Annotated in this window: 22 protein-coding genes and 2 pseudogenes; 9 read left to right on the plus strand and 15 right to left on the minus strand. The window is 71.1% G+C overall.

The genetic code is table 11. From position 1 onward, the window contains the following. Positions 1-60: 60 nt before the first annotated feature. From ACZ5ON_RS19140 to ACZ5ON_RS19155, 4 genes are all read left to right on the plus strand, one after another. Entirely contained in the window at positions 61-1,428 is a 1,368-nt protein-coding gene (locus ACZ5ON_RS19140) for a sensor histidine kinase (RefSeq protein WP_465593568.1), read from the plus strand. 90 nt (positions 1,429-1,518) lie between these two features. Then, positions 1,519-2,412 (plus strand): ATP-binding cassette domain-containing protein, encoded by an 894-nt coding sequence (locus tag ACZ5ON_RS19145; RefSeq protein ID WP_465593873.1) that lies wholly within the window; start codon positions 1,519-1,521, stop codon positions 2,410-2,412. Further along, positions 2,409-3,998, plus strand: a complete 1,590-nt coding sequence (locus tag ACZ5ON_RS19150) for an ABC transporter permease (RefSeq protein ID WP_465593571.1) — start codon at positions 2,409-2,411, stop codon at positions 3,996-3,998. The genes ACZ5ON_RS19145 and ACZ5ON_RS19150 overlap by 4 nt, the downstream gene beginning before the upstream one ends. An 88-nt stretch (positions 3,999-4,086) precedes the next feature. Continuing rightward, the gene (locus ACZ5ON_RS19155; protein WP_465593574.1) at positions 4,087-4,746 is read left to right on the plus strand and encodes a response regulator; all 660 of its coding nucleotides are present in this window, start codon (positions 4,087-4,089) and stop codon (positions 4,744-4,746) included. A gap of 60 nt (positions 4,747-4,806) precedes the next feature. Here the strand turns inward: ACZ5ON_RS19155 and ACZ5ON_RS19160 are convergent, their stop codons facing one another. Next, positions 4,807-5,607, minus strand: coding sequence for an SDR family NAD(P)-dependent oxidoreductase (locus ACZ5ON_RS19160; protein WP_465593576.1), 801 nt, complete (start codon positions 5,605-5,607; stop codon positions 4,807-4,809). Positions 5,608-5,695: 88 nt separating this feature from the next. Here ACZ5ON_RS19160 and ACZ5ON_RS19165 point away from each other — a divergent pair, with 88 nt between their 5' ends. Next, positions 5,696-6,547, plus strand: a complete 852-nt coding sequence (locus ACZ5ON_RS19165; protein WP_465593579.1) for a helix-turn-helix transcriptional regulator — start codon at positions 5,696-5,698, stop codon at positions 6,545-6,547. A gap of 357 nt (positions 6,548-6,904) precedes the next feature. On the opposite strand, the pseudogene ACZ5ON_RS19170 reads toward ACZ5ON_RS19165, so the two are convergent. Further along, positions 6,905-7,084, minus strand: a pseudogene (locus tag ACZ5ON_RS19170) (FAD-dependent monooxygenase); the annotation flags it as partial. Positions 7,085-7,237: 153 nt separating this feature from the next. Beyond that, a complete protein-coding gene (locus ACZ5ON_RS19175) occupies positions 7,238-8,446 on the minus strand; it encodes a PP2C family protein-serine/threonine phosphatase (protein ID WP_465593582.1) in 1,209 nt (402 codons plus the stop codon). Between the two features lie 442 nt (positions 8,447-8,888). Here ACZ5ON_RS19175 and ACZ5ON_RS19180 point away from each other — a divergent pair. Next, positions 8,889-9,050: pseudogene (locus ACZ5ON_RS19180) on the plus strand (hypothetical protein); the annotation flags it as partial. Positions 9,051-9,304: 254 nt separating this feature from the next. After that, positions 9,305-9,544, plus strand: a complete 240-nt coding sequence (locus tag ACZ5ON_RS19185) for an NUDIX hydrolase (protein ID WP_465593890.1) — start codon at positions 9,305-9,307, stop codon at positions 9,542-9,544. 16 nt (positions 9,545-9,560) lie between these two features. Here the strand turns inward: ACZ5ON_RS19185 and ACZ5ON_RS19190 are convergent, their stop codons facing one another. The 9 genes from ACZ5ON_RS19190 to ACZ5ON_RS19230 form a co-directional block, all read right to left on the minus strand. Then, on the minus strand, positions 9,561-10,853 hold the full coding sequence (locus ACZ5ON_RS19190; protein WP_465593585.1) for a hypothetical protein: 1,293 nt from the start codon (positions 10,851-10,853) through the stop codon (positions 9,561-9,563). Between the two features lie 388 nt (positions 10,854-11,241). Continuing rightward, entirely contained in the window at positions 11,242-11,934 is a 693-nt protein-coding gene (upp, locus tag ACZ5ON_RS19195; RefSeq protein WP_465593588.1) for a uracil phosphoribosyltransferase, read from the minus strand. 26 nt (positions 11,935-11,960) lie between these two features. Continuing rightward, positions 11,961-13,163 carry a questin oxidase family protein gene (locus ACZ5ON_RS19200; RefSeq protein ID WP_465593590.1) on the minus strand — a complete coding sequence of 401 codons (1,203 nt, stop codon included), beginning with the start codon at positions 13,161-13,163 and terminating at the stop codon, positions 11,961-11,963. Continuing rightward, on the minus strand, positions 13,156-13,608 hold the full coding sequence (locus tag ACZ5ON_RS19205) for a DMT family transporter (RefSeq protein WP_465593593.1): 453 nt from the start codon (positions 13,606-13,608) through the stop codon (positions 13,156-13,158). Before ACZ5ON_RS19205 ends, ACZ5ON_RS19200 begins: the two co-directional genes overlap by 8 nt. Positions 13,609-13,611: 3 nt before the next feature. Then, positions 13,612-14,100, minus strand: a complete 489-nt coding sequence (locus ACZ5ON_RS19210) for a DMT family transporter (protein WP_465593596.1) — start codon at positions 14,098-14,100, stop codon at positions 13,612-13,614. A 16-nt stretch (positions 14,101-14,116) separates the two neighbouring features. Then, positions 14,117-14,788, minus strand: a complete 672-nt coding sequence (locus tag ACZ5ON_RS19215) for an HAD family hydrolase (RefSeq protein WP_465593599.1) — start codon at positions 14,786-14,788, stop codon at positions 14,117-14,119. Continuing rightward, a complete protein-coding gene (locus ACZ5ON_RS19220; RefSeq protein WP_465593601.1) occupies positions 14,785-15,780 on the minus strand; it encodes a pseudouridine-5'-phosphate glycosidase in 996 nt (331 codons plus the stop codon). Before ACZ5ON_RS19220 ends, ACZ5ON_RS19215 begins: the two co-directional genes overlap by 4 nt. Positions 15,781-15,828: 48 nt before the next feature. After that, positions 15,829-16,053, minus strand: coding sequence for a tautomerase family protein (locus ACZ5ON_RS19225; RefSeq protein ID WP_465593604.1), 225 nt, complete (start codon positions 16,051-16,053; stop codon positions 15,829-15,831). An 18-nt stretch (positions 16,054-16,071) separates the two neighbouring features. Continuing rightward, positions 16,072-19,986: an amino acid adenylation domain-containing protein gene (locus tag ACZ5ON_RS19230; protein WP_465593607.1), complete on the minus strand. Its 3,915-nt coding sequence runs from the start codon at positions 19,984-19,986 to the stop codon at positions 16,072-16,074. 707 nt (positions 19,987-20,693) lie between these two features. On the opposite strand from ACZ5ON_RS19230, the gene ACZ5ON_RS19235 reads away from it, so the two are divergent. Beyond that, the gene (locus ACZ5ON_RS19235) at positions 20,694-21,374 is read left to right on the plus strand and encodes a response regulator (protein ID WP_465593610.1); all 681 of its coding nucleotides are present in this window, start codon (positions 20,694-20,696) and stop codon (positions 21,372-21,374) included. 162 nt (positions 21,375-21,536) lie between these two features. On the opposite strand, the gene ACZ5ON_RS19240 is transcribed toward ACZ5ON_RS19235, so the two are convergent. From ACZ5ON_RS19240 to ACZ5ON_RS19250, 3 genes are all read right to left on the minus strand, one after another. Beyond that, the gene (locus tag ACZ5ON_RS19240) at positions 21,537-22,991 is read right to left on the minus strand and encodes a hypothetical protein (protein ID WP_465593613.1); all 1,455 of its coding nucleotides are present in this window, start codon (positions 22,989-22,991) and stop codon (positions 21,537-21,539) included. 399 nt (positions 22,992-23,390) lie between these two features. Then, positions 23,391-24,155: an anti-sigma factor family protein gene (locus ACZ5ON_RS19245; protein ID WP_465593616.1), complete on the minus strand. Its 765-nt coding sequence runs from the start codon at positions 24,153-24,155 to the stop codon at positions 23,391-23,393. Next, complete coding sequence (locus ACZ5ON_RS19250; protein ID WP_465593619.1) at positions 24,152-24,724, minus strand: sigma factor-like helix-turn-helix DNA-binding protein; 573 nt, start codon at positions 24,722-24,724, stop codon at positions 24,152-24,154. Before ACZ5ON_RS19250 ends, ACZ5ON_RS19245 begins: the two co-directional genes overlap by 4 nt. A gap of 214 nt (positions 24,725-24,938) precedes the next feature. On the opposite strand from ACZ5ON_RS19250, the gene ACZ5ON_RS19255 reads away from it, so the two are divergent. Then, a complete protein-coding gene (locus ACZ5ON_RS19255) occupies positions 24,939-25,826 on the plus strand; it encodes an oxygenase MpaB family protein (protein WP_465593621.1) in 888 nt (295 codons plus the stop codon). Positions 25,827-25,849 lie beyond the last annotated feature (23 nt).

Genomic DNA, 25,849 nt, shown 5'->3' on the forward strand with positions numbered 1-25,849 from the left:
CCCCGGCCGACCGCCTCGGCCGGCCAGGGCCGTCCTGGCGCGGCCAGTACGCTCAGTCGTATGCGCAGTGATCACCTGTCAGCCCGCCACTGGCGCCGTCAGCGCCGCATCTGGAGCAGCGTCGCCGCCCTGACGGTGCTGTTGCCTACGGTCATCGCACCGCTCGGCGCGCTGCCGCTCGCGGTGGCGGCCGGTGTGGCGGTGGCCGGTGCTCTGCTGCCCTGGCCGTCGGGACGGGTGCGGCTGGCCATGGTGGCGAGTGCGGTCGCCGTGGTGTCACTGCTGGTCGACCTGGGGTACGCGTGGCAGCAGGGCCCGGTGCTGGTCTGGTTGCCGTTCGAGTGGGCTGCCCTGCTGGTGCTGCTCCACCGGGTGATCCGTCGGGTGCCGGGCCGTCGGGTGGCGGGGTTCGCGGTACTCACCGGGGCCGTGGCGGCCGTGTTGCCGCTGCGGTTCACGCTCCGGGCGCCCGTGCTGCATCCCGGGCCGTCGGTGGTCGCGGTCGCGCTGTCCCTGCTGGGCGTCGCCGGTGCGGCCGGGGTCGGTGCCTATCTGCGGACCCTGGACGGGCGCAGGGTGCGCGCGGTGGCGCGGGCCCGGCGCGAGCAGCGCCTCGAAGTCGCCCGCGATCTGCACGACTTCGTGGCCCACGAGATCACCGGCATCGTGCTGGAGGCGCAGGCCGCCCAACTCTCCGGCGACGACCCGCCGGAGACCCGCGCACTGCTCCGCAGGCTGGAGGAGGCCGGGCTGCGCGCCCTGGACGCGATGGACGACACCGTCCGCGCGCTGCGCGAACCGGCGGACGCGGACGGCACAGCGGCCGCGGGGGACGCGGGGGACGCCGCGAAGTACGAGCCGCCGCCCACCCGCGTCTACGGGCTGGCCGACCTTGCGGACCTGACGGGCCGGTTCTCCACCACCGGTACGACCCGCGCGAGTCTCGACCTCGAGCCCGGTCTGGCCGGAGCGCTCCCGCGCGAGACCGAGGGTGCCGCGTACGCCGTGGTCCTCGAGGCGTTGACCAACGTCCGCCGGCACGCCGCCGGTTCGCAGCGGGTGACCGTCCGGATCGGGCGCGCCACCGGTGCGGACGGCGGCCCGGCGGTCGCGGTGAGCATCACCGACGACGGCGGGCCCGGCGCGCTCGCCCGGCGCCCGCGCAGCGGCGGCGGCACCGGACTGGCCGCCGCCGCCGAGCGGATCGCCGCCCTCGGCGGCACCTTCGCGGCCGGCCCGCTGGACCGGGCCGCGGCCAAAGCGGCTGCTGCCGGAGCGGAACCGGTCGCAGACGGCCGGACCACCGCATCAGGACGGACGGGCTGGCAGGTCGGCTGCCTCCTGCCGCTGCGGGCCGGCACCCGGGGAGGCCGGCCCCCGATGGCCGACCCCCCGAAAGGCCGGCCTCCGATATCTGCCGAAAGGTAGATGGCAGCGCGCCCGTGACCGACGAAGCTGGCGGGCATGCCTCACCCCATCACCACCGCACGGCAGCCGTCGCCCACCGCAGCCGACACCGTGCTCGAACTGTCCGACATCACCAAGGTCCACCGCGGCGGCAAGCGGGCCGTCGACGGTGTCACGCTGCGGCTCGGCCCCGGCATGCTGGGCCTGCTCGGCCCCAACGGCGCGGGCAAGTCCTCGCTGCTGAACATCGCCTCGACCGCCACCCGTCCGACCTCCGGGCAGCTGCGCTTCGCGGGCAACGACGCGCTGGCCCACCCCGACCTGCTCCGCCGTTCGCTCGGCTACCTCCCGCAGGACTTCGGGGTCTACCCGAACCTGACCTCGCGTGAGTTCCTCGGATACCTGGCCGCCGCCAAGGGCGTCGCGGCCCGCGCGGCCCGCACCCGGATCGACGAGCTGCTCGAACTGGTCAACCTCACCGAGGCGGTCCGGCGCCCGCTGCGCGCCTACTCGGGCGGCATGCTGCGCCGGGTGGGCATCGCCCAGGCGCTGCTGGCCGACCCCCGGGTGGTGATCGTCGACGAGCCGACCGCCGGGCTCGACCCACAGGAGCGGGTCCGGGTCCGCAACCTGCTCGGCAGCCTCGCCACGGACCGGGTGGTGATCTTCTCGACGCACATCGTCTCCGACATCGAGTCGGTGGCCGGTGACATCGCGATCATGGCCCAGGGGCGGCTGCGGCGCCGGGGCACCCCCGACGCGCTGCTGCGCGAACTGGCCGGCCAGGTCTGGGAGGTCGTGGTCGGCCCGGCCGAGCTGGCCGCCGTCCAGGCCCGCCACCTGGTGAGCCGACAGGTGCGCACCGCGGACGGCGTCCGGGTGCGGCTGCTCGCGCCCGCACCGCCGTACCCGGGCGCGGTGCAGGTGGCGCCCGGCCTGGAGGAGACCTATCTCGCCGTCGTCAACCAGCAGGCGGACCACGGGACTTGGGAGGATCGGCGATGACACCCCGTGCGCTGCTCGCACTGGCACTCGGAGACTTCCGCTACCGGGCCCGCCGGCCCGCCTACGCGATGACCCTGCTGGCGGCCGTCGGCCTGGGCTGCCTGGCGGTACCGGCCGTCGGCACCCGCTGGTCGGTGCTCAACGTCGGGGACTACCGGGGCGTCTACAACAGCGCCTACGTCGGCTGGTCGACCGCGCTGGCCGGCGCGCTCTGGCTGACCCTGGCCGGCTTCTACGTCGTGCGGGGCGCCGTGACCCGGGACGAGAGCACCGGGGTCGGCCGGCTGCTCGCCACCACCCCGCTGCGCTCCACCGCCTATCTGGCCGCCAAGTTCCTCGGCAACCTGGCGGTCCTGGGCTCGATGGCGGCCGTGCTGGCCGGTACCGCCCTGGTGCTGCAACTGACCCGCGGGGAGTCGACCGACGTCGACCCGGTCGCCCTGCTGACCCCCTACCTACTGGTCACGCTGCCACTGCTGGCGGTCACGGCCGGCGCCGCGCTGCTCGTCGAAACCGTGCCGGGACTGCGCGGCGGTCTCGGGAACGCGCTCTGGTTCTTCGTGGCGCTGGCGGTGGCGCTCGGCGGGCAGTCGCCGACCGCCCCGCTCGGCGGGCTCGGGGTGCGGCCGTTCGTCGCATCGATGCGCGATGCCCTGGTGGCCCGGAACGTCGACCTGAGCGATGCCGACTTCAGTCTCGGTCTGACCTCCCGCGCCCATCCGCTGCAGACCGTCCAGTGGAACGGCACGGGGGTCGACCCGGCCTTCGCCGCCGACCGGCTGCTGCTGGTCCTCGGCGCGGTGCTGCTGGCCCTGCTGCCCGCGCTGTGGTTCCACCGCTTCGACCCTTCGCGCGGCGCCGCTCCCCTCCGGCTGACGCACCCCGCCCCGGAGCCGCTCGCCGCTCCGGTCCCGCACCGACCCGCGCCCCCGTACGCCGCGCTGACCCCACTGCCGCAGGCCGCCGCCGTACCGGGCCGGACCTTCGGCCGGCTGCTGGCGGGCGAGGTGCGCATCCTGCTCCAGGGCCTGCCACGCTGGTGCTGGCTCCTCCTCGCGGCGCTGGTACCGTCCGCTCTCGTCCTGCCGTACCCGGCGGGCAGCCGGGGCGTGCTGCTGCTCGCCTGGCTGCTGCCGCTGCTGCTCTGGTCGCGGCTCGGCACCCAGCGGGAGGAGTACGGCGTCGACACGCTGCTCGGCGCGTATCCGGCGCCGCGCGGCCGGGTGCTGGCGGAGTGGGCGGCCGGGGTGGTGCTCAGCGTGCTGACCGGCGCGGGCCCCGCACTGCGGATGGTGCTGGCCGCGGACTGGCCGATGCTGGCCGGCTGGGTCGGCGGCGCGCTGTTCGTACCCGCGCTCGCCCTCGCCCTGGGCCTGGTCAGCCGGTCCCACCGGCTCTTCCAGATGCTCTACCCGCCGCTCTGGTACCTGGTGCTCAACGGCTCGGCGGCGCTCGACTTCATGGGCGTGGTCCGCCGTGACGGCCACCCCGCCGGGCCCGGACCGCTGGCGGTCACGGCGCTGACCGCCGCCCTGCTGGCCGTCGCCCTGGTCGCCGCCTCCACCCCGCGGACGGTCCGGCGCTGACGTCCCGTCGGCCATGGCCCGCAGCGTGACGGACGGGAGATGACGGCGATTCGGCTGCCCGGAAACGGGCATGGCAGACTCACCTCCCGTGACGATACGTGTGCTGATCGCCGACGACCAGGAGATGGTCCGCCGTGGGGTGCGCCGCATCCTGGAGACCCAGCCGGACATCGAGATCGTCGGAGAGGCCGCCGACGGCGCCGCGGCGGTCGAACTGGCCCGTCAACTCCGCCCGGACGTCGCACTGGTGGACATCCGGATGCCCCGGATGGACGGCCTGGAGGTGACCCGCCGGCTCGCCGGGCCGACCGCCGCGGATCCCGTCCGGGTGGTCGTGCTGACTACCTTCGACCTCGACGAGTACGTCTACCCGGCTCTGCGCCACGGCGCCTCCGGGTTCCTGCTCAAGCGGTCGGGGCCGGCCCTGCTGGTGGAGGCGGTCCGGGCGGCGATGGCCGGTGACAGCCTGATCAGCCCGTCGATCACGGTACGGCTGCTGAGCCATCTCACCCCCGGTCGGTCCTCCGCCGCCCGCCGGACCCCGCCGGGCGGGGCGCTGACCGAGCGGGAGATCGAGATCGCCGGACAGGTCGCGGCCGGCCGGACCAACGCCGACATCGCCGCCCAGCTGTTCATCTCGGCGGGCACCGTCAAGACCCATGTCGCCAGCATCCAGCGGAAGTTGGGCGTGCAGAACCGGGTCGGGATCGCGGTGCACGCGTGGGAGATGGGCTACGCCCGGAGGTAGCCCGCACGGGCTGCCGCCGGGCCGGCGGCGCGATCCTCCTCCACGGGTCCCGCCGCGGGTTCAGGCTCGTAGGCCGCCGTCGACCCTGAGGACCGTGCCGGTCACGTAGGAGGCCCGGTCGCTGAGCAGCCAGGCGGCGGCCTGGGCGATCTCGTCGGGGTCGGCCGCCCGGCGCAGCGGGGTGTGCGCGTTCAGCCGCTCGATGACGCCGGGCGAGTCCTCGTCCCACTGGCGCAGCATCGCGGTCAGCGTGGTGCCGGGGGCGATGGCGTTGACCCGGATGCCCTCCGGTCCGTAGGTGACGGCGGCCGTCTCGGTGAGGCTGTTGACCGCGCGCTTCACCGCGGCGTACGCGGGCAGCTCGGGGTTGCCCATCAGACTGCCGACGCTGGAGGTGTTGACGATGGCTCCCGTCCCGGCGGTGGCCCGGATCGCGGCGACCTCGGCGGCCATGGCCAGCCACGTGCCCTTGAGGTTCACGGCGTAGACGTGGTCGAAGTCGGCCTCCCGCACCTGGTCGAGCGGTCCGGGCGAGGTGGCCGCCGCACCGTTGTTGAAGGCGATGTCGAGCCTGCCGTACAAGTCCACGGCGCGGTCGACGGCGGCACGCACGCTCGCCGCGTCGGCCAGGTCGCAGACGACGTGGTCCGCGATGCCGCCCGACGCCCGCACCTCCTCGGCCACGGCCTTCAACTGGGCCTCCGTGCGGGCCGCGAGCAGCACCCGGGCGCCCTCCCGGGCGAACAGCCGTGCCGCGGCCGCGCCGATGCCGCGCCCGGCACCGGTGACGAGGGCGACCTTGCCGGCCAGCAGGCCCGGGCCGGCCTGGGTGGATGTGCTGGTGATCTGCGTGTTCTCCATGACCGCGAGCCTGCCGCCCGGCCGCCGCCGCCATCCAGGTACTGCCGGTACCTGGATGGCGGCGGCGGCTCCCGTTGCACACTGGGGTGTGGACAGAAGAGAACTCGCCGGTTTCCTGCGCAGCAGGCGCGAACGGATCACCCCTGCGGACGCGGGTCTGCCCACCGGGCCGCGCCGCCGCACCCCGGGGCTGCGCCGCGAGGAGGTGGCGCAACTGGCGTACATCTCGACCGAGTACTACATCCGGCTGGAGCAGGCCCGCGGCCCGCGCCCGTCGCACAAGGTGCTGGCCGGGCTGGCCCGCGCCCTGCGCCTGTCGGATGCCGAGCGGGACCATCTCCACCTGCTCGCCGGCGCCCCGCCCAGCCCGCTGTCCGGGCCCTCGCGTGAGGTGCGGCAGAGCATCCTCGACCTGTTGCACCGGCTGCCGCAGGCCGCCGCGATCGTGCTGTCCGCGACATACGAGGTGATCGCCTGGAACGGTCTGGCGGCCGCCCTGATGGAGGACTTCTCCGCCCTGTCGCGGCGTGAGCGCAACCTGGTGCTCCGTGCCTTCCTCGAGCCGGGCCCGGACGGTTGCCGCCTGTACGGCCTGTCGGACGCGGAGGAGTTCGCCAGCTCGGCCGCCCGGCACCTTCGCGCCACCGCCGCCCGCTACCCCGACGATCCCGAGGTGATCGCCCTGGTGAGCGAACTCCTCGCCGGAAGCGAGGAGTTCGCCCGGCTGTGGGCCTCCCACGACGTGTGTGCCAAGCCCACCCTGTGCAAGACCCTCCGGCACCCGCTGGTCGGTCCCGTCACCGTCGACTGCGACGTCCTCGAGATCACCGACCGGGACCAGCGACTGGTGATCTACACAGCCGCCCCCGGCTCACCCTCCGAGGAGGCGCTGCGACTGCTCTCGGTGATCGGCACGCAGCGCATCGACGTGCCCGGCTGATGCTCCGCGGCGCGGAGCGTGTGTGCCGGCGCGGCCGAGGGTTCTCCTCCGGCAGCCGGCCGCTGTCCGGCCGTGCCTCCTCAGCCGAAGGCGTAGACGGGCGAACGTCCGTTGGTACCGTCCACGTTGACGAGGACGAACCGCTTGTCGAAGACCCGGGGCGTCCTGACCGAGGGCGCCGCAGTCCGCACGGTCAAAGGGGTGGTGTCCGGTCGCCGCGTCGAGGCGGACGAGGTCCCGGCCGGTCAACACCCGGACCGAACCGCCGTCCACGGCCATGCCGCGCACCTGGTCGTGCGGGTCGGCGGTCCACCGCTTGCGACCGTCGGTCAGCGGGTAGGCGACGATGCGGCCGGTCGCGAGGTTCGCGCCATGGCCGCCGAAGGGCGACATGAGGTGGGCCGCGTCACCGAGCAGCGTGACCCCGGCGGTGTGTTCCCAGGTGAGCGGGGCGGGCAGGGCGTGGAGCGGCCGGTTGGTGTAGCCGTGGTCGCTGTCGGTGAGGAAGGGCAGCAGCCCCTCGGCCCAGCCGCTGAACTCTGCGCGCCCCGCTCGACTGGCACACCGCCGCCGGCGTCGACCTCGACGACGCGGCGGCCGTCCGGGACTTCCTGCTCGCGGGCCCGGATCCCGCGGAAGGGCGCGACGGCAACGAACTGACACATCATCAGGTCCGGTTGCGCTGCCGCGTCACCGGTGCTGCGGGCGCCACTCGAAGAGCAGGATGGTCGCGTCATCCCGCAGTTGGTCGCGCTGGAGGTCGAGGATGGCGTGGATGAGCAGCCGCAGCACCTCGGCCGGGCGCTGACCCGCAGCGGAGGAACGGATGATGAAGTCGGTGAACCGGTTGAGGCCGAACTCCGCACCGTCCGCGTCGCGTGCCTCCACCACGCCGTCGGTGTAGAGCAGGACGCGGTCGCCCGGTTCCAGTGTCGTCTCGTGGACCTGCCGGGCTGCCGGGGCGAGTTCACCGGCCAGGCCGATCGGAGGCTGCGGGGGGCTGTCCAGCGCCCCGTCGAGCACCCGCTCGGCACGGATCAGCAGCGGCGCCGGATGACCGCAGTTGACCCAGTGCAGCACTCCGGCGTCCGCGTCGAGCCGGCACAGCACGCCGGTGGAGAAGTGGTCGGGCAGCCAGTGGGCGAGCGCCTCGTCGACGGAGCCGACGATGTCGGCCAGGTCGCCACCGCCACGGCGGGCGTTCCGCGCCGCGGCCATGGCGACCGAGGTGGTCAGACCGGAGGCCAGGTCGTGACCCATGGAATCGAGGATCATGGTGTGCAGCACGTTCTTGACCACCGAGTGGTCGAAGGCGTCGCCGGCGACGTCGTACGCCGGTTCCAGGACCGCGGTCGAGACGCACTTGCTGCTGCCGACGGTTCCGGGTGGCAGGAAGGCCCGCAGCATCTCGGCGGGCAACCGCATGACCGCGGTGCGGGAGCGGGCGGCGAGCCAGTCGCTGTAGGCGCGCTTGGAGGTGATCAGCATGGCGAACAGATGGGCCAGCATCCGGCTGCGGCGCATCCGCACGCCGTCGAGCGAGGCGGTCCGCACCGCCAGCACGCCCAGCCGCTCCGCACCGTCGACCAGAGGCATCCAGACGATCACTTCGTCGTCGGCGTCGGCCACCCGCGCGGAGACCGTGCGGTACGCCCAGCCGGCCAACGAGTCGGCCACCGGCAGCGGGTCCAAGGTCTCGTCGAGTGGAATGAGCAGCCGTTGCTGCAGGTCGGCGAGGTAGATCAGCGCGGTGTCCAGGCCGAGGGCAGAGGCGCACCGGTTCGCCAGGCCGGGCAGTTCGAACGGCAGGGCCGTCTGCGCCTCGACGATCAGCTCTTCCAGCCGATTCTCGTCGATGGCGCCATCCGGCCCGGCGGGCGCGTGCGGTGGGTCCGACACGGGGATCACCCCTTCCGCGCCCAGTCTCACACCGATCCGGGCCTCTCTCACGTCAGGCACGATCGCGCCGGGACTGCCGGCCGCCCAGCCACGCCCACTTCTGCCGGGTCGCCGTCGAGCAGCCCGACGGCGGGCGGGAGTGCGTCCAGTGCGGCGCGCCGTATCCCTGCCGGACCGTCCTCGGGGAGGCCGCAACGGCCCGGTTCCCGGTGCCGTGGACCCCCGAGGCTCTCGTCAGCGCACTCCGGTCGGCCAGCTTCCTGCCGACCGGGAGGGAGTAGCCAGTTTCGGCCACAGGAAGGTGCGCCAATGAGTTATTTATGACACTTAGTCAACTTCCTTGTTTGTCATAATTGTTCGCGAGTCAGATCGGCGCCTTGCGCCTGCGTCAGCCCGTCTCCCTCTTGTGTCCCACATCGGGCGATACAACAGGAGGCACAGCGTGGTCGGCGTGAAGCAAGGCGATTGGGTGGTCGCAGCAGCGGACCAGGTCATCGCCGAGGGCAAACCCCGCGGCCATGGCTCGCCCCTGGTCTGCGCGTCCGGTATCAGTCCGTCCGGGCCGATCCACCTGGGCAACCTGCGGGAGATCATGGTCCCGCATTTCTGCGATGCAGCGCTCGACCTGGAGGCCCTCCCAGCTCAGTTCGCCCCACTTGTCCGGGCCTTCGCCCCGCGCGGGGAGGCGGGCACGGATCACGGCAGCGTCGGCGAGCAGGGTGTAGTGCTTCACGTCGTGCCCCTGGTTCCGCAGTGCGCCGACGATCTGTGCGAAGACGGCGGGCCGGGCGATGGTCATCGGCACCAGGAGAGTTCGGCGGTACGCCCGTGCGGCCTCCTCGATCAGGCAGCGCGCCAGTGCCCCTCGAGGAGCTCGGCATCAAACCGCCGATCGGCCCGCTGCTCGTCGCCGACTGGGCACCCCACCCTCGAGAGGGCGACAAGCTACTCACTGAGATCGGCGACTACGGCTTCTACCAGACCGATGCTCTCGGCAGTCTCCTGATCCCCCGCCTCGCCCGCCGCGTCCAGGCAGCTATCAGCGCCAGGGGCAGCTCCCGTACCGACTACCTCGAACACGGCGCATCACGCTTCTGAACAACCGTAAAGGGAATTACCGGACCCACACGGTGGGCGGTGTGTAGACGGGGCCCTTCAGATCGGCGAGGCGGTCCTCGACGGCAACGGCCGCGCGTGGGTGGCCCGTTGCCCGTAGTACCTCCACGAGACGTCCGGCGGTCTCGGCAAGGGACGGCTCGTCGTCCCTGGTCTGCTGCCAGCAGTGGAGTGCGTTGCGGACGGCGAGCTGGATCTGGGCGGTTTCGGGTCCGGTCCAGGTGAGCCGGTGCTCGGCGCAGCTCAGCCAGTGATGGATGGCCTGGACGATCGCCCCGGCGGCGACGGCCAGGGTGGCCTGGACCTCCAGCACGTCGCCCATCGCCGGCGAGTTCGGGCCGGCGGTGTACACGACGGCCTGTTCCCACCGGGCGGTGAGGTCGGCCGCCGTGCGGTGGTCCCCGCCGCGTATCGCCTCGGCGATCGTCGGCCGTGGGTCGGCGACCAGGCCGGAGACCTGTGGAGCGGGCAGAGCGGATGGAGTGAGCGGAGCAGGTGGAATGGGCGGAGCAGGTGGAACGGGCGGCGTTGCCATGGCAGCGGCCGGGGCCGACCCGGTCGGATGGGACAGGGGCCGGGGACGATCCACGGTGGGCTCGGGCCGGTCCACGGCGGCATCGACCCGGTCGGTCCTGGGGCCGATCACTATGCTGCCGGGCGGTAGGCCTGCGTGGCCTGCGGCAATCGGGTGGAGTTGGGCGAGGTGCTGCTGGTCCGGCGTGTTCCGCAGCAGATGCGCGAGGGCTGCGGTGTAGGCGGGTGACTGCCAGGGGCCGCGCCGGGCGGGCGGGCCGACCACGCCGAACCGTGCGATCTGCGGCGCCAGCGCGAGGTCGGCGGGTTCGAGTGGCAGGCAGCCGGGGTCGGTGAGCAGGTCGAGCACGACGGCGGTGGTGCCGGACCGGCGGACGGCCAGTTCTCGGGCCAGCCAGGTCCAGGGGAGTGCCGTGTAGCGGATCGTGGTGTCCGTCGTGTCGGCGAGCGCGAGGTGGACCTGATGCTGCCGGTCGTCCCTGACGAGCAGGCCGCACAGGTACAGCAGCAACGGACCCTGCACGGTGGCCGCGGCCCTTATCCGGGCCAGCACGGCCTGCGGGCCGCTGGGGTTGACGAGAGTCTCGACTTCGACCGGGTGCTCCCAACCGGGCAGCAGCGTGCGAGCCGGTACGGCGGCGAACTCACCGACGGCGACCTCCGGGTCGAGAAGCCTGCGGCGGGATCCGAGCGGCGCGGCGGCGAGCAGCAACACCTGGCCGCGAGCGGCGTCCTGATCGTCCCCGGTGAGCGTCATGATGCCTACCGTAGTGCTCACCAGCACCGACCCCATCGCGCGCTCCAACGCTCGTGGGAACAGCCCGCGTCGATCGGTGCCGGCATCGCCGCCGTGTCCGTGACGCTCGCGGCAGCGCTCGGCGCGCGCCGAGCGCCGAGCGCCGAGCCTGCGCTCCCGTGCGATCGGCCTGCCCCGGAGTGTTCAGGGATGCCCCGGCGCCGCGCAGAGCGCCACGATCCGGAGCCGGTCCTCGGGATGCTCCGCCAGCCACAGCCCGAGCGCGTGCTGCGAGCCGGGCTCTCGGGTAGTTGAGCCAGTGCGCCCCGGATGGCCCCCAACGAGACGCCGACGCGCCGGGCGGCGCGGACCGGCAAGGATGAGGGGGCCCTTCCCGACGGATTCGGCGTCAGGCGTCGGTGCCGAAGAAACGGTCGCCGAAATCACCGATGCCCGGCGTCATGTACGCGTTCTCGTTCAGGCCGCTTTCTACGGCCGATGTCACGATCTTCACCTTCGGATGACGTCGACGGACGGCAGCAACGCCTTCCGGCACCGTGATGAAGTTGATGAGGACGATCCTCTCCTCGGCGACCCCCCGGTCGAGCAACAGCCGGATCGCGGCGAGCGCGCTCCCGCCGGTGGCCAACATGGGCTCGAGCAGCAGGACATGGCGCTGGGCGATGTCCTGGGGCAAGGAGGAGTAGTACAGCTTCGGGAGCTTGGTCTCCCGATCCCGCTGGATGAGGATCTTGCCGATCCGGATCGACGGGCACACCTCGCGGAGTTCGGCCTCCATGCTCTCGCCGGCCCGCACGACGGAGACTCCGCAAATCTGCGAGGAGAACCGCAACCCCTGGTACGTCTGGCCGATCGGGGTCTGCACGTCGTGCGGCTCGAACGGAAGGAGGTTCAGCCCCGTCTCGAGGAGCAACCGGATGATCCGACGGGAGTAGAAGACGAAGTCCTCCCGGCTTGCGTTCCGGTCACGGATGACCGTGTGCATGGCACGCAACTGGTCCGTCTGCGGCAGCAGATGCACATGCGTACCGAGGTACTCGTCGATGGACTCGATCGCCACGGTGGACATTGCGGTGGACATGATGGTGGATCTCCCAACACTCGAAGTCACTCGGTCGGCGGTTCCTCGAAGGACGGCGGAAGCTCCGGCGTCGCGGTGAACTGGGTGGCCGCGGTGCGGTAGACGGAGAGGCGGGCCGTCCGCCGCCACATCAGCTGCGCCACGTACACCAGCTTCGGGTTGTGCTCCTCCTCCTCCTCGACGGCGCGGGCGATGATCCGCGCCCACTCCCAGTCCCACGCCGCGTCCGGGCCCGGGTCGGCGGCGTCCTTGAACAGCGCGTGCAGCGCCGCCAGCTTGCTCTGCTTCGAGAAGTCGGCACCCGAGAGGACGATGCCGAGCATTCCCACCCAGAAACACCTGATGACGTCCTTCTGCTGCTCGGTCGGCAGCCGCTGGGCGATCTGCTCCATCGCGTGCAGCGAGGTGATCAGATGGAGCAGGATGAAGTCCCCGGGCTTGGCGAGGTAGAGCAGGGTCACCGCGTAGTACAGCTGCTCCCAGCTGGTCTCGGCGGGCTGACCGTCGATCCACGCCGGGGTCCGGTACATCAGCGGGTGTCCGGCCGCGAGCATGGTGGCGATCCGGTACTGGAGTCCGGAACGGGCGAGTTCGGGGTGGATGCCCGCGGCCAGACCGGCCTCCGTGTCGGTGGTAACCGCCCGGACCTGCTGCACCAGCGCCTCGCGGTCCTGCTCCCAGGCCCCGGCGATCCGGAGCAGGGAATCAGCCGCGGACTCGTCCCCGAACTCGCCGTCCGCAGGTGGGGTGAGCCGCTCCGGGTGGCAAGGGACGTATGAGTAGGCCATGTAGGCGAGGCCTTCGACGGTCATCCATCGGTGGCCCGCGTCCAGTGCCCAGCCCAGGTGGATGGTGGCGTGGGTGAAGGCACCGACCCAACCCGGGACCAGCTTCGGCAGGTACCGCCGCAGGAGTTCGTCGGCGCCCAGTTCCTTCTCCTGCCGGTCGAAGAAGTCGCTGTAGGAGCCGAAGCTGGTGCGCTGTCCGAGGTGCCGGTCCCAGTTGTCCTCGGTGATCTCGTACGTGGATGCCCGGGGCGGCTCGAGGCCGAAGCCGTACGTCGTCATCCTCGCGTAGTTCCGGTAGTACGCCTCGATCCTCTCCGACGGCGCCCCGAGACCGGCCAGTGCGACCACCGCGTGCTTGACGTGGTTGGAGAGGTGGCCGTTGAACTCGATGTGGTAGGTCCGATCGTCCAGGAGTCGGTCGATCAGCTCGGAATCAGTCATCTGTCTGGCCCTCCTTGCGGGCTGAACTCGATACGCGGGAAAGGTGGACGCCCAGCAGCACGATGACGACGCCCAGGCACCGCGGCGCGGAGGGGGCGGAGTGCTGGTTCAGGCAGTCGATCGCTACGGCGCAGATCATCTGACCGCTGATCACCAGCAGCGCGGCGTTCATCGCGCCGAGCCTGGGGAAGACATAACTGTTGACGGCCACGAAGAGCGTTCCGAAGAATCCGCCGAGACAGGCGGAGAACGGCACCGTGGAAACAGCGTTGAATCTCCAGGCACCCACCACGGCCGCCGCTGCCGTGAGGAAGAGGAAACCCACGATGTGGTTCCACAGCGAGGCCCGGAATGGGCCGACACCGGTGCCGAGCCGCCCGTTGATGGCGCGGCTGGTGCCGATGAGGATCCCGTTGAGGAAAGCCAGCAGGATGTACAGGATCACCGGTCACACCCCGCCGAAGATGATGAGCGAGCTTCCGGCGAGGACGCAGAGCACCACCAGGAAGTCCGCGACGGCGATTCGCCGCTTCGGGGTGTGGAACAGCCCGAAGCGGTCCGAGGCGATTCCGAAGAGCATCTGACCCGCCAGCATCAGGGCGATGCTGCCGGCCAGCGAGAGGCCGCCGTTCACCGTGATCGCGGCCAGGATCACGGTGAACGCGCCGGGGACGCCGCCCAGGTAGTACCAGAGCGGCGCCTTCGCACGCTGCTGCCCGCTCCGGTCCTCGGAACGCCCACCGGCTGCGGATCGACGGAAGACCCGTGTGGACAGTACGACGAGGATGAAGGCCGCCATGGCTCCCAGGCCGTGTGCCACCCAGGAGGCGAAGACCGGGTTGGTGTGCTTCGCCAGCAGGCTGTTGTAGTTGGTCATCAGCGCGAGGAGTACACCTCCCGCTATCGCCAGAAGCCGGTCTTTCGAACGTCCGATCACGACCGCCGTACCCCTGTCATCCGTCCGACAGGCCGTCGGATATGTACGTCACCACATCGTCGAAAGAACCGGTCATCCAGGTCGGACCGGCCGACCCCAACTCCTGTTCGCTGTGCACGCCGTAGGTGACCGCGATCGAGCGCATCCCGACCGCCCTGGCCATCAGCAGGTCGTGCGTGGTGTCCCCGACCATCACGGCGCGCTCGGACGGCACGCCCAGCCGCTCCAGGATCAGGTTCCCCACCTCGGGGTCCGGTTTGGGTCGCGTCACCTGGTCCGCACCGACCACCAGGCGGAACCGGTCCCGGAGCCCCGCCGCGGTCAGCAGCACCTCGGCGCTGGCGTGGAACTTGCTGGTCGCCACTGCCAGGGCGATTCCCCGCTCGTGCAGGGCGGTCAGGCCGTCCGCGACACCGGGGAAGACCAGTTCCTCGGCCCGGGGAAGGACGATCTCCCTGAACTGGATCTGGTACTGCTTCATGCCGAGTGCCACCAGCTCGTCGTCCGACGGGACTCCCAGGAGTCTGCTGAACGCCTGCTCCAGCGGAAGCCCGATGGTCGCTCGCACGGCCGAGGGCTCCCGGGCCGGGGCGTCCATGGCGGCGAAGGCGGCCGTGAAGGTCTCCACGATCGCGCGGGGAGTGTCGACCAGGGTTCCGTCCAGGTCGAAGAGGGCTGCGTGAGTCATCGCGATCCGTTCCGAGTCGGGGTGTGGTCACCGCGGGAGGCCGGTACGGCTTGCAGCCCCGCACGGTACTGCGCGTGTGCGACCGCGAGTCGGCCGGCCACCTCCGCCGTGGTGACCAGGACCGCCGTGTTGGCCTTGGCGCTCCTGCCCTCGGTCGCCCGGTCGACGGCGTGCATCAGGTACTTGGTGAGCGCGTTGCCTCTGACGCCCTCGCGCCCGGCGGCGGCCACGGCCTTCCCGATCACCGTGTCGACCTCTGCACTGTCGATCGCGTCCTCCTCCTTGGTGGGCGTGGTGATCAGCACCGAGCCGTTGTTGCCGAGCGCCCAGTGGTATTCGAGGGCGCCGGCGATCTCGGCCTCGTCGTCCAGGCGGTGCGGGCTGCGCAGGCCGCTGGTGCGGCAGTAGAACGCGGGGAAGTCATCGGAGCGGTAGGAGATCACCGGCACGCAGTGCGTCTCCAGGAACTCCATGGTCAGGCCCAGATCAAGGATGTTCTTGGCCCCGGCGCAGACGACCGCCACCTTGGAACGGGTGAACTGGATCAGGTCCGAGGAGATGTCCATGGTGGTCTCCGCCCCCCGGTGCACCCCGCCGATACCGGCCGAGGCGAAGAACGGGAGGTTCGCCAACTCCGCGGCCACCAGCGAGGATGCGACGGTGGTGGCCCCCGTTCCGCCTCTGGCCAGCACCACCGGCAGGTCCCGGCTGCTGACCTTGGGGATACCCGGGGTCGCCGCGAACCGCTCGATGTCCGTGTCCGTCATCCCCACCAGGATGCGGCCGTCCTCGATCCCGATCGTGGCCGGGACCGCGCCACCGGCCCGGACGGCCTCCTCGACCTTCCGCGCGGTGGCCGCGTTGTCCGGGTACGCCAGCCCGTGGGTGATGACGTTCGACTCCAGCGCCACCACCGCCCGTCCTTCGGCGATGGCCTGGGACACCTCCTCGCTGAACACCAGCGGGACGTCTCCATGGTGATTGCGGTGCATTCTCGCTCCTTGTTCCGCAGGGGATTACGTGGCAGATGGTGGCCGGGTTCAGTAGTCCGGCGTTTTGCGCAGCAGGTTCTTCCGGTTCACGATCTCCGGCAGATAGACCAGGTCGTTCCAGAGCTCCGGCTCGACCGGCTCCAGGGCGACGGAGATCACGCCCTCGTCGCAGCCGAGAGAAGCCTGCACCGCCCTGGTCACCGCGGCCACCAGCTCGGACGCCTGCTCCTCGCCGAGCGGCATCGGGAAGTACTTGATGTTCACGTGCGGCATGACGAAATCCCCCGGTCCTCAGTGGATCAACTGGCCTGCGGTGCCGAGGCGGTGACGGATGAGGTGCACCAACTCGTCAACGCCCGGGTTCCTGAGCAGGCCGTAGTGGTCCGCCGAGAGCTCGACGACCGTGGGCGCCTCGGCCGAATATCCGGCGCTGTTCTCGATGAACGAGTAGTCGTCGCCCCTGGCTTTGAAGACGGTCACCGGCGCACTGAGCCGCCGCTCGGCCAACTCGTGGAAGCTGTAGGTGAATTCGTACGTCTGGCGCACGATCGCGGTGATCCGCTTCACCAGCTCCAGGTCGAGGTTCCGGAAGTTCGCCGCGATGAAGGCGGCGAAGCTCTCCTCGTCCGCAGCCGCCCTCAGGCACTCGTCCAGGAGCGGACCGGTGATCGTACCGGCGAAGACCGAGAAGAGGATGGTCACGAAGGCACGGTTGCGGTAGCTCGGCTCGCTCCCGTGCACGGCCGCGTCCTCCCCCCGAACCCTCGGCGCGCCGGGAGCGATCAGGAAGAGGTGTTCCACCTTCTCACCGGCCTGCTCCAGCCGGTACGCCGCCTCGAAGGCGACCCGCGCGCCGAAGGAGTAGCCCCAGAGCGTGTAGGGGCCCTGCGGCTGGAGCCGCCTGATCGCCCTGATGTCCTCGGCGGCCATCTCCCTGATGGTGGGGTACGGGATCTCGCCCTGGCTGATCCCGTGTGCCTGCACCCCGTAGAAGGGTCGGTGGGTGCCGATACGGCCGGCCAGCAGCCGCAGGTTCATGGTGTAGCCACCGAGGCCCGGCCAACAGTAGACCGGGTTCCCGGCGCCCTCGGCCTGCAGCCGCACCAGGCGCGAGACGTGTTCGGTGTCCGCACCGTCGACCTTGAGCGCCAGCTTCTCGATGGTCGGGGAGTCGAACAGCACCTGCAGCGGAAGCGAGCTGCGGAACTCCCTGTTGATCCGGTTGACGAGCCCGACCGCGATCAGCGAGTTGCCGCCGGACGCGAAGAAGTCGTCCTGGACCGAGACGGCCTCCCGCTTCATCGCCTTCTGCCAGATGGCGGCGATCCGCTCCTCGGTCCGGGTCCGCGGTGCGACGAAGGGCCGGTCCAGGAGGCCCGAGTCCAGACGGTCGGAGGTCTCCAGCGCCTTGACGTCGACCTTCCCGTTGGCGGTGAGCGGGAGGCCGTCCAGCACGACGACCTGGTTCGGCACCATGTAGTCGGGCAGGAAGTTGACCAGGTCCTCCCGGATCATCTCCGCCGGGCCCTTCATGTGGACGGTGTCCTCCTTCATCCCCTCGCTCAGCAGCTGCCCGCTGCTCACCCGGCCGCCCACGAAGAAGTAGGAAGGGCCGGCCTCCAGGCCGAGGGAGCTCAGGATTCCGGTGATCCGCTTGGCCGACGGCAGGTCGTTCCCGGACTTCGAGCTGTACCCCGAGGACATGAAGCCGAGGCCGAAATCGTTCATCTGCAGGTGCTGGAGCTTCCGGCCGAGGTCGATGTAGCTCCTCCAGTCCTGGCTGGTCCGGCTGATGACGGTGATACCGATGCTCGACCGCTCGTAGACCTGCTGGTTGATCGCGATGACGTGCTTCTTCAGGATCAGTTCGTCCGATATCCGCTCCAACCGGCCGTCCTCGTAGCGGTACTGGCCGGCCGGCAGATCGGCGACCGCTCCCGGGTGTGCCTGGACGTAGATCTCCAGCGAGTCGTCCGACTCCGGCTCCGCGTACGGAACGATCTCGAACGTGCCCAGGTAGTAGTCCTCCTCGGCGCACTCCAGGCCGTCCTTGACGGCCGGCGTGAAGTCCCGGGCCCTGATCCCCAGGCCGTAGCCGGGGAGGATCTCCTCGAACAGGCCGACCATGTGGCCGGTCTCCATCTCGAGGACCTCCCGGATGTTGTTCCGGTAGACCGGTTCGATCGCCCGCTTCTTCCCGATGAAGTGGAGCCCGATCCGGGTCGCCGCCGCAGGGGCCGTCTCACGGATCAGCACCAGCTGGTGGTGCACCGGGTGGTAGTAGTAGCAGCCCGGCCGCACCTCGCCCATACCGCTCAACTCGACGTACAGCTGGGTCGCGTACAGCGAACCGGGCGAGGCGTAGGCGTACTTCGGCAGCAGCCGCTCGCTGCTGAGGTACTGGCCGAAGTAGCGCAGCACCTCCCCGAGTTCGGCGAGGTCCAGGGCCTCCAGGGGGCGGGGGCCGGTGCCGGTGACCTGCCGCGCGAGCAGCCGCAGCACATCCTCCCGCCGGACCTCTCCACCCTCGAAGAACCGGTAGGTCTTGCGTGCGAACACCCGCCGCCGCTGCTCCTCGGTCGCCTCCCGCCCGGGGAGGTCGACCACCGCTCTGCCAGTGAGCTCCTCCGGCTCCCGGCAGCCCGGGTCCGACAGCTGCGCCCTGACCTGGAGCCTGCTCTCCTTCGACTGGTGGTGGGCTCCGTGGTTGCCCTGGTCCATCAGAGCCGCTTCCTTCGGGCTCAACTCGACGCAGGCGACGAGGTTCTGGAATCCGGTGCGGGGGTCGTCCCTGACGAGTACGGCCGCGTTCTTGACCCAGTCGTGGGTCTCGATCGCCAGCCTGATCTCGTCCAGCTCGACCCGGAAGCCGCGCAGCTTCACCTGGTTGTCCGCGCGGCCGGCGAACTGGACGGTCCCGTCCGGGTTCCAGTACGCCAGGTCACCGGTCCGGTAGAGCCTGGCGTGTCGGCCTTCGGTGCAGAACGGGTTGTCGACGAACCGGTCCGCGGTCAGATCGGGCCGGTGCAGGTACCCGCGCGCGACCTGGACCCCGCTGATGTACAGCTCGCCGATCTCGCCCACGGCCACCGGATCGTGGGAGCTGTCGAGGATGTGGTACCGGGTGTTGAACACCGGAGCGCCGATCGAGATCGCCTGCGGACCGTCCTCGACGGTGCGGCGGTCGACGGTGTGGGCGGAGGCGTTGATGGTGCACTCGGTCGGCCCGTACAGATTGACCAGGTCGCACTCCGGCAGCTCCTGGAGACACTGCAGTGCGAGCGTCCTGGAAAGCGCCTCACCGCCGCTGAAGATCCGGGTGAGCGAGGTGCAGGTGTGCAACTCCTCGGTGTCGAGCAGTGCTTGGAGCAGCGTCGGCACGCACTGCAGAGCGGTCACCTGGTGCCGCGTGATGATCTTGATCAACTGCTCCGGATCCCGGTACACCCCGGGACCGCCCACCACGACCGTGGCGCCGCAGGCGGGGGCCAGGATCTCCCACTGGGCCGCGTCGAAGCTCATCGGGGTCTTCTGCAGCACCACGGTGCTCCGGTCGAGACCGTAGGCGGTCCTGAGCCAGTGCATCTGGTTGACGATGCTCCGGTGCTCGACCATCACGCCCTTCGGCTTTCCGGTGCTGCCGGAGGTGTAGATGACGTACGCCAGGTCGGCGGGGCTCGGGCCGGCCCACTCTCCTTGGGCCTGCAGCTCCGCTGTGATGCGTGGTCGTCCCCCGATCCGCAAGACGGTCCGGGCGAACTCCGCGACGTCATCCGGTGTGACGATCCTCGTTCCCGGCGGCGCCAGTTCCTCCAGACGCACCCTGAGCCGCTCCTGGGAGAAGACGACCTTGGTGCGGGCATCCTCGATCATGTAGCGCAGCCGCTCCTCCGGATACTCCGGCGACAGCGGCAGATAGGCACCGCCGGAGCCCAGAATCCCCCAGGCACCCACCATGAGTTCGAGTGACGGCTCGACGAACATGCCGACGCAGTCGTCCACGGCCACGCCCAGATGGCGCAGGTACGCGGCCAACTCCTCACTTTGAACGACCAGTTCGCCATAGGTGAGGCTCTCGTCCCGGTAGACCGCGGCAGTGCTGTCGGGGTGCTCCTGCGCCTGCTCCCGGAGCAGGTCGGGGAGCGACCTGTCGCGGGGAAACTCGTGTTCCGTGTCATTGGACTTCCGGGTGACCAGATTCTTCATTCTCGGCCCAATCGAGCGCACGTGTCCGAGCGCCGGTGTCGTTGTCGTCAGAAGGCGGTGCCGACTGTGGGGCACGCACGCGACGGGAGTTCTCACCGTTCGCCGCTCAGGCTATGGAGTGCCTGCGCAGGCGGGTTAGGACCTCCGGTACTCGGTTGCCGGGACGGTCCGCAGCAGGTCGGTACCGCGGGTACCGGGCGGGACGGGGCGATCCGGTCGCCACCCCTGGAGCCCGGATCCGTCCGGCCGCAGCGTCCGCCGGGGGGCGGGTGGTTGTCGTGCCGGCACCTGCGCACAGGATGTGCGGCGAGTGAACCTGTTCTCCCCCAGGGCCGTAAAGCGGGGCGGACCGACTGCCGGTCAGGCCGGTCAAGGCCGCCGGATGCTCTCCACGCCCGGCCTGGTGCGAAGGTGCCGGTGGCCGACCAGAGGAGCGGGAACGCGATGACCACAGGTCTGGCACACGGAAGCCGTCGGCCATTCGTCGGCGGCGTCGACACCACGCCGGGCATTCCTGTGCTCGACGTACTCGGCTCCCCGCTGCGCAGCGACCTGCGGGCCACGGGTGGGCTCCCCGCCCGCGGACCGGTCGAGCGGCCGTACCGGTCGCAGCCGCCCGAAGGTCCTCAGGGATGCGGCGGGTCACCCCTGGGGTGTCGTCGGTGTCACCGACGAGGTCATCGGAGTACGAGGGACGGTGGAACGGAATGACGGACTACAGGAAGCCGGCGGGGACGGCGGGACTGCAGGCGCTGGTCGTGGACCGGTGGCCGCTGTCGAGATGGGCGATCTCCGAACTGCTGCGGGGTGCCGGGCTGTTCGAGTCGGTGGCCGTCGCCGCCAGCACGGAGGGTGCCTGGCGGATGTGCCAGAGCCGCCGGCCTGACCTGGTGGTGACCGACTGCGATCTCCAGGCCTCGGGTGACGGGCTCCAGCTCGGACGGCGGTTGACGAGCCTGCCCTCCTCGCCTCAGGTAATGGTCTACGCCGAGCGCGACGCCGCCGACGTGATCATCGAGTGCCTCAAGGGCTCGGCCCACAGCTTCGTCCACCGCTCCGTCGAAACCCCGGTGCTGGTCGATGCCGTGGAGCGCCTGCTGGCCGGGCGCCCGGTCTGGCTCACCGGCCAGGAACAGCCGTCCGCCTCCCGGAAATGGCCGACGGCCGGTACCCGGACGGACGGCATGACCGTCCGCGAGCAGGAGGTACTCGGCCTCCTGCTCCGGCGCTACTCCAATGACGAGATCGCCCGTGAACTCCACCTGGCCAGGCAGACGGTGAAGAACTACGTCAGCACCGTGCTCCAGAAGCTGGACGTCTCCTCCCGTCGGGAGCTCTACGGCCGGGTGTGGCTCCCCACCGCCCAGGCCTTGGCGCCCGCAGGGTGAGCCCGCGGCGTCCTGGGCCTGACAAGTGACGTCAGGGCGAGCTCGGTCATCGCTGTCCTTCGACGGATGCTGGTCCGCCCCCGGCCGGCCGGGGAGCGATGCGTCCCGTCCCCCGCGACCAGCGGCCGCAGGGGGCGGGTCGCGCCTCGCACCGGGACCGGCTCAGCCGCCGAACCTGATCGACTCGATCTTCTTGTCGAACCCGATCGTGCCGAGGTCGGCGATGCTGCCGGTCACCACGGTCGAGGTGCCGGTGCAGTCGTGTCCGGTCCAGATCTTGACCGGGCCGCCGCTGAGGTCCAACGAGGAGGCCGAGTCGGGGATCGCGACGTTCTTGCAGCCGGGGCCGGTGAGGTTCTCCGAACCCTTGGGCTCGGTGAAGTTGGTGCCGGTGTCCAGCGTGACGACGCCGTTTCCGAGGCTGACCGGGGCGGCGGCCGACGACGCGGCGGCAGCGGCACTGGGCGTTGCGCTTGCGCCGCCGCTGCGGTCCGCGCCCGTGTCCGCCGAAGCCGCGCTCGACGGGGCAGCGCTGCCGCCGCCCGCCGGGGGGACCTTCGCGCCGTGCGGGGAGACCGCGAACCAGGTGCCGCCCACGCCCTCGCCGTTGGTCTGCCCCGGCGTGGTGTCCTTGCTGAAGCGGTAGACCGGCCAACCGCCGACGGTGACCTGGTGACTGCCGTCGGAGCGGGTCACCACGCCGATCTCGGAGGCCGGTACGCCGTCGACGAAGATCCGCGAGCCGGACTGGACCAGCACCGGCGGCCAGGTCGTCGCGCAGGCGCCGTCGCAGGAGGACTTCGACGGCTTCGCCGAGTCCTTGTCGAACCGGTAGAGCGTGAAGCCGGCGCCGTCGTGCACGATCGGGGTCAGACCGCCGGCCGAGCCGGCCGTCAGTTGCACCCACTTCATCGCGTCCGGGGAGTTGCGCGGACCGGTGTAGAGGTCACCGGTGTTCGGCGGCGCGTTGTTCTGCGCCGCGGTGCCGTTCCGGTAGTCGAGGCCGGTGTTGGCGTCGGCGCCCTGCGCGGACTCTCCGGCCTTTCCGCCTTCCGGCGTGACGCCGAACCAGGTCCCGCCCACGCCCTGGCCGTTGGTCTGGCCCGGCACGGTGTCCTTGCCGTACCGGTAGAGCGGCCAGCCGCCGAGCGTGACCTGCCAGGTCCCGTCGTCGCGCTTGACCACGCCGACGTCGGACTTCGACACGCCGTCCAGGAAGATCCGCGAGCCGGGCTGGACCAGCACCGGCGGCCAGGCTGCGGCGCAGGCGCCGTTGCAGGCCGACTTCGAGGGCTTCGCCGAGTCCTTGTCGAACCGGTAGAGCGTGAAACCCGCGCCGTTGCGGACCACCGGGTTGAGTGCCCCGGCCGCACCGGCGCTGAGCTGGACCCACTTCGTCGCTGCCGGGCTGCCGGCCGGACCGGTGGCGAAGTCGCCGGTGTCGGCGGGGGCGTTGTGCTCCTTTGCCGTGCCGGGCAGGTAGTCGAAGGGTGCAGCGGCCGTCGTGGCGTCGCCTGCGCTCGGCTTCGTCACCGTCCCGTCCGACGAACAGCCCGTCAGAGTGGCCAGGCCGGCCGCCAGTACGGCCGCGATTACCACCACGCGGGTTCGAGTCATATGCCATTCCCCAGTTCAGCGGGCCGCGTGCTGTCCGCGGCCGTTCGAGCTCAGATACGGGCGGTAGTGACGGAGTTCTCAATCGGATCCCGAATTGCCAGCGTGATGTGAATCACGGGCATCGGTGGTGAACCGCGGAGCCACGCCGTTCGTAAAGCCCGGCACCCGGCAGGTCCCGAGGCGGGCCGACGCGAAGGACAGCACGAGCAGCACCAGGTGGGGTTTCTCGTTCGACGACGGTCATTCAGGCGTAGGGCTGTGGAGTGGTGACGGTGAATCAGCAGGCCGTGCCGTGTGGTCGAGCCCGTACGAGGCAGTCGTGCGCGGACATCCGCGGGCACCGGCGACGGCGGAGGGGCCAGGCCCGACTGGACCGGGCCCTCCTTCGGGCGGGCGTCGCTAGACGGGGATCGACAGCAGCTGCCGCCCGTCCGCCGTCCGCACCTCGAAGTGGTCGAGCCGCCCACGGGACCACGAGGTGCCGCCGTGCACCACCAGGGCATCCGGGTGGCCGGGCACGCCGTAGCCGGCGGGCGGCACGGACCAGTTGGTCACCGTCTCCCGCTGGCCGCCCTTCGACACCGCGACCAGCGAGCAGGTGAGGGGGCCGCCGACCCCGCTCAGCTGGAGCGCGACATGGGTTCCCCACACCTTGTCCTCCAGCCCCACCGAACCGTAGACCCGAGTGGTGGGGTCGGCGGCCCGGTGCTGCTCGCCGGTCATCATCAGCATCACGGCGGGGCTCGGGGCGGGACTCACGGCGGGCGAGGCCTCCATGTGTCCGGAGCCCGCGCGCAGCGCGACGAACGGCAGCGCGACGACCAACGCGGCAGCGGCGGTGAGCACCGCCGCGAGACGCCAGCTGCGGCGGTGCCGCTCGCGGGCGAGGTCGGCCAACAGCCCGGTGAGCACGTCCTCGTCGGGGACGGCGGACGGTGCCCCGGCCGGATCCGGCGCGCCGCCGCGGCCCTCCTCGGCCTCGGCCTCCTCCAACGGCTGCCCGACCAGCGGGAGCAGCAGGTCCCGGACCTTCTGGAAGGCATCGGTCTCGCCCAGGCAGTAGTCGCAGGTCAGCAGGTGCTCCTCAAAGCGGTCCGCCTCCGCAGCGTCCAATCCGCCGAGCACATAGGCACCGAGTTCGGCACAGGCGGCACTCCGGTTCACGCCGACTCCTGTTCTTCGAGGGCGAGCGCGAGGCGGTGGAGCCCGTAGAAGACGCGGGACTTCACCGCCTGCGGTGGCAGGCCGAGCAGCTCGGCGGCCTGGTGGACGGTTCGGCCCTTGAGGAACGACTCGGTGATCGCCTCCCGGTGCTCCGCCGGGAGCGCGGCCAGGGCCTCGGCGATGGCCGGCCGCCGCGGCGTTCGGGCGGCGGGCACGGTCGGCCCGGCGGCGGGCTCCCGAGGGAGCGACACCAGCGCCACGAGGCCGGCCTCGGATGGTTCCGGCCGCGTGAGCGGGACCGGGTGCGGCCTCCGGCGCAGCAGAGACCTCCGCTGATTGGCGTTGACCGGGGCCGCCAGTCGGCTGACCTCCGCGGTCAGCCGCTCGCCGACCTCGCGTCCCTGCGCCACCGCGGGCTGGCGAACGACCGCCAGCAGCGCGAGGCGCAGCAGTTCCGCCGCCCGCGCCCGGTCGCCGTCGGCTACGGCAAGGGCATGCGGGTACACGGCGCCGGCGTGTCGGGCGTACAGCGCCTGCGCCAGGTGGCGCTCGTCCGGGCGGTTCGTCAATCTGGCCGTCCTCGTCCTCGCGGGCCCCGGCCGACGTCGCTAGCAACCGGGCACTGATGCATTACGAACGAGGACTGCGGCCGGTTCAGCGCTGCCCGGAATCCGCTGCTCGGCGCGACAGCTGCGACGACCGGAGGTGAACCCACGTCCGGGCCGACCCGTAAGGCATCACGCGCAGGAGGTCCCTGCCGAAGCAGACCAGCAAAGGCCGCCCATGATCACCTGTTCCGTCCCCCGCGATCCGGACACCCCTGATCCGGGGCTCTTCGGGCCGTCTTCGGTGACCTGGCACCTCCACGCGGACCCCGCGATGTGGATCGGCGGTATCAGCGCGCTCCATCTGCAGGCGCTGCACCCGGTCGCGGCGCTCGGCATCGTGCAGAACTCCTCCTTCGAGGACGATCCCTTCGGCCGGCTCAGGGGCACCGGCTCCTTCATCGTCGCGACGACCTGGGGCACCAGGGAACAGGCGGAGCGAGCAGGTGCCCGGGTCCGGGTCGTGCACGAGCGGCTGCGCATCCGCGACCCCGAGACCGGTGCGGTCCACCGGGTCGACGCCCCCGACCTGCTGCTCTGGGTGCACTGCGCGCTGGTCAGGTCCAACCTGCATGCGGTTCTGCGGGGCGGTCTGGACCTCTCGGCCCGGCAGGCGGATCGCTATGTCCGCGAGCAGCGACAGGTCGCGGTCCTGGTGGGCCTGGCACCCGGCGACGCCCCGGGGTCGGTGGCAGACCTGGAGGACTACCTTTGCGGTATGCGGCCCCTGCTGGCCGCCACCGCCGCGGCGATGGCGATCCACCGCTTCGTCGCGCGGCCGCCGCTCCACGGACTGCACCGGTCACTGCGCCCGGCCTGGACCGTGGCCTCGCGTCTGGGGTACTCGCTGATGCCGCCTTGGGCCCGCGAGCGCTACGGGCAGCCCGGCATACCGGCGCCGGTGGCGACCACGGCCCTGCGTGCCGCCCGGTCCGCGGCTTTTCTGATCCCCCGTGCGAAACGCCTCGATTTCCCCGTGCCCGTGCTGAGCCAGGCCGTCGCACGGCTGGGAAAGTCGAGCATCCCCTCCGGCCAGCGGCTGAGTGAACGGACCCGGCAGCCCTGAACCGGTCATGGTCCGCCTGGGCT

It is taken from the genome of Kitasatospora sp. NPDC032150 (assembly GCF_055579945.1).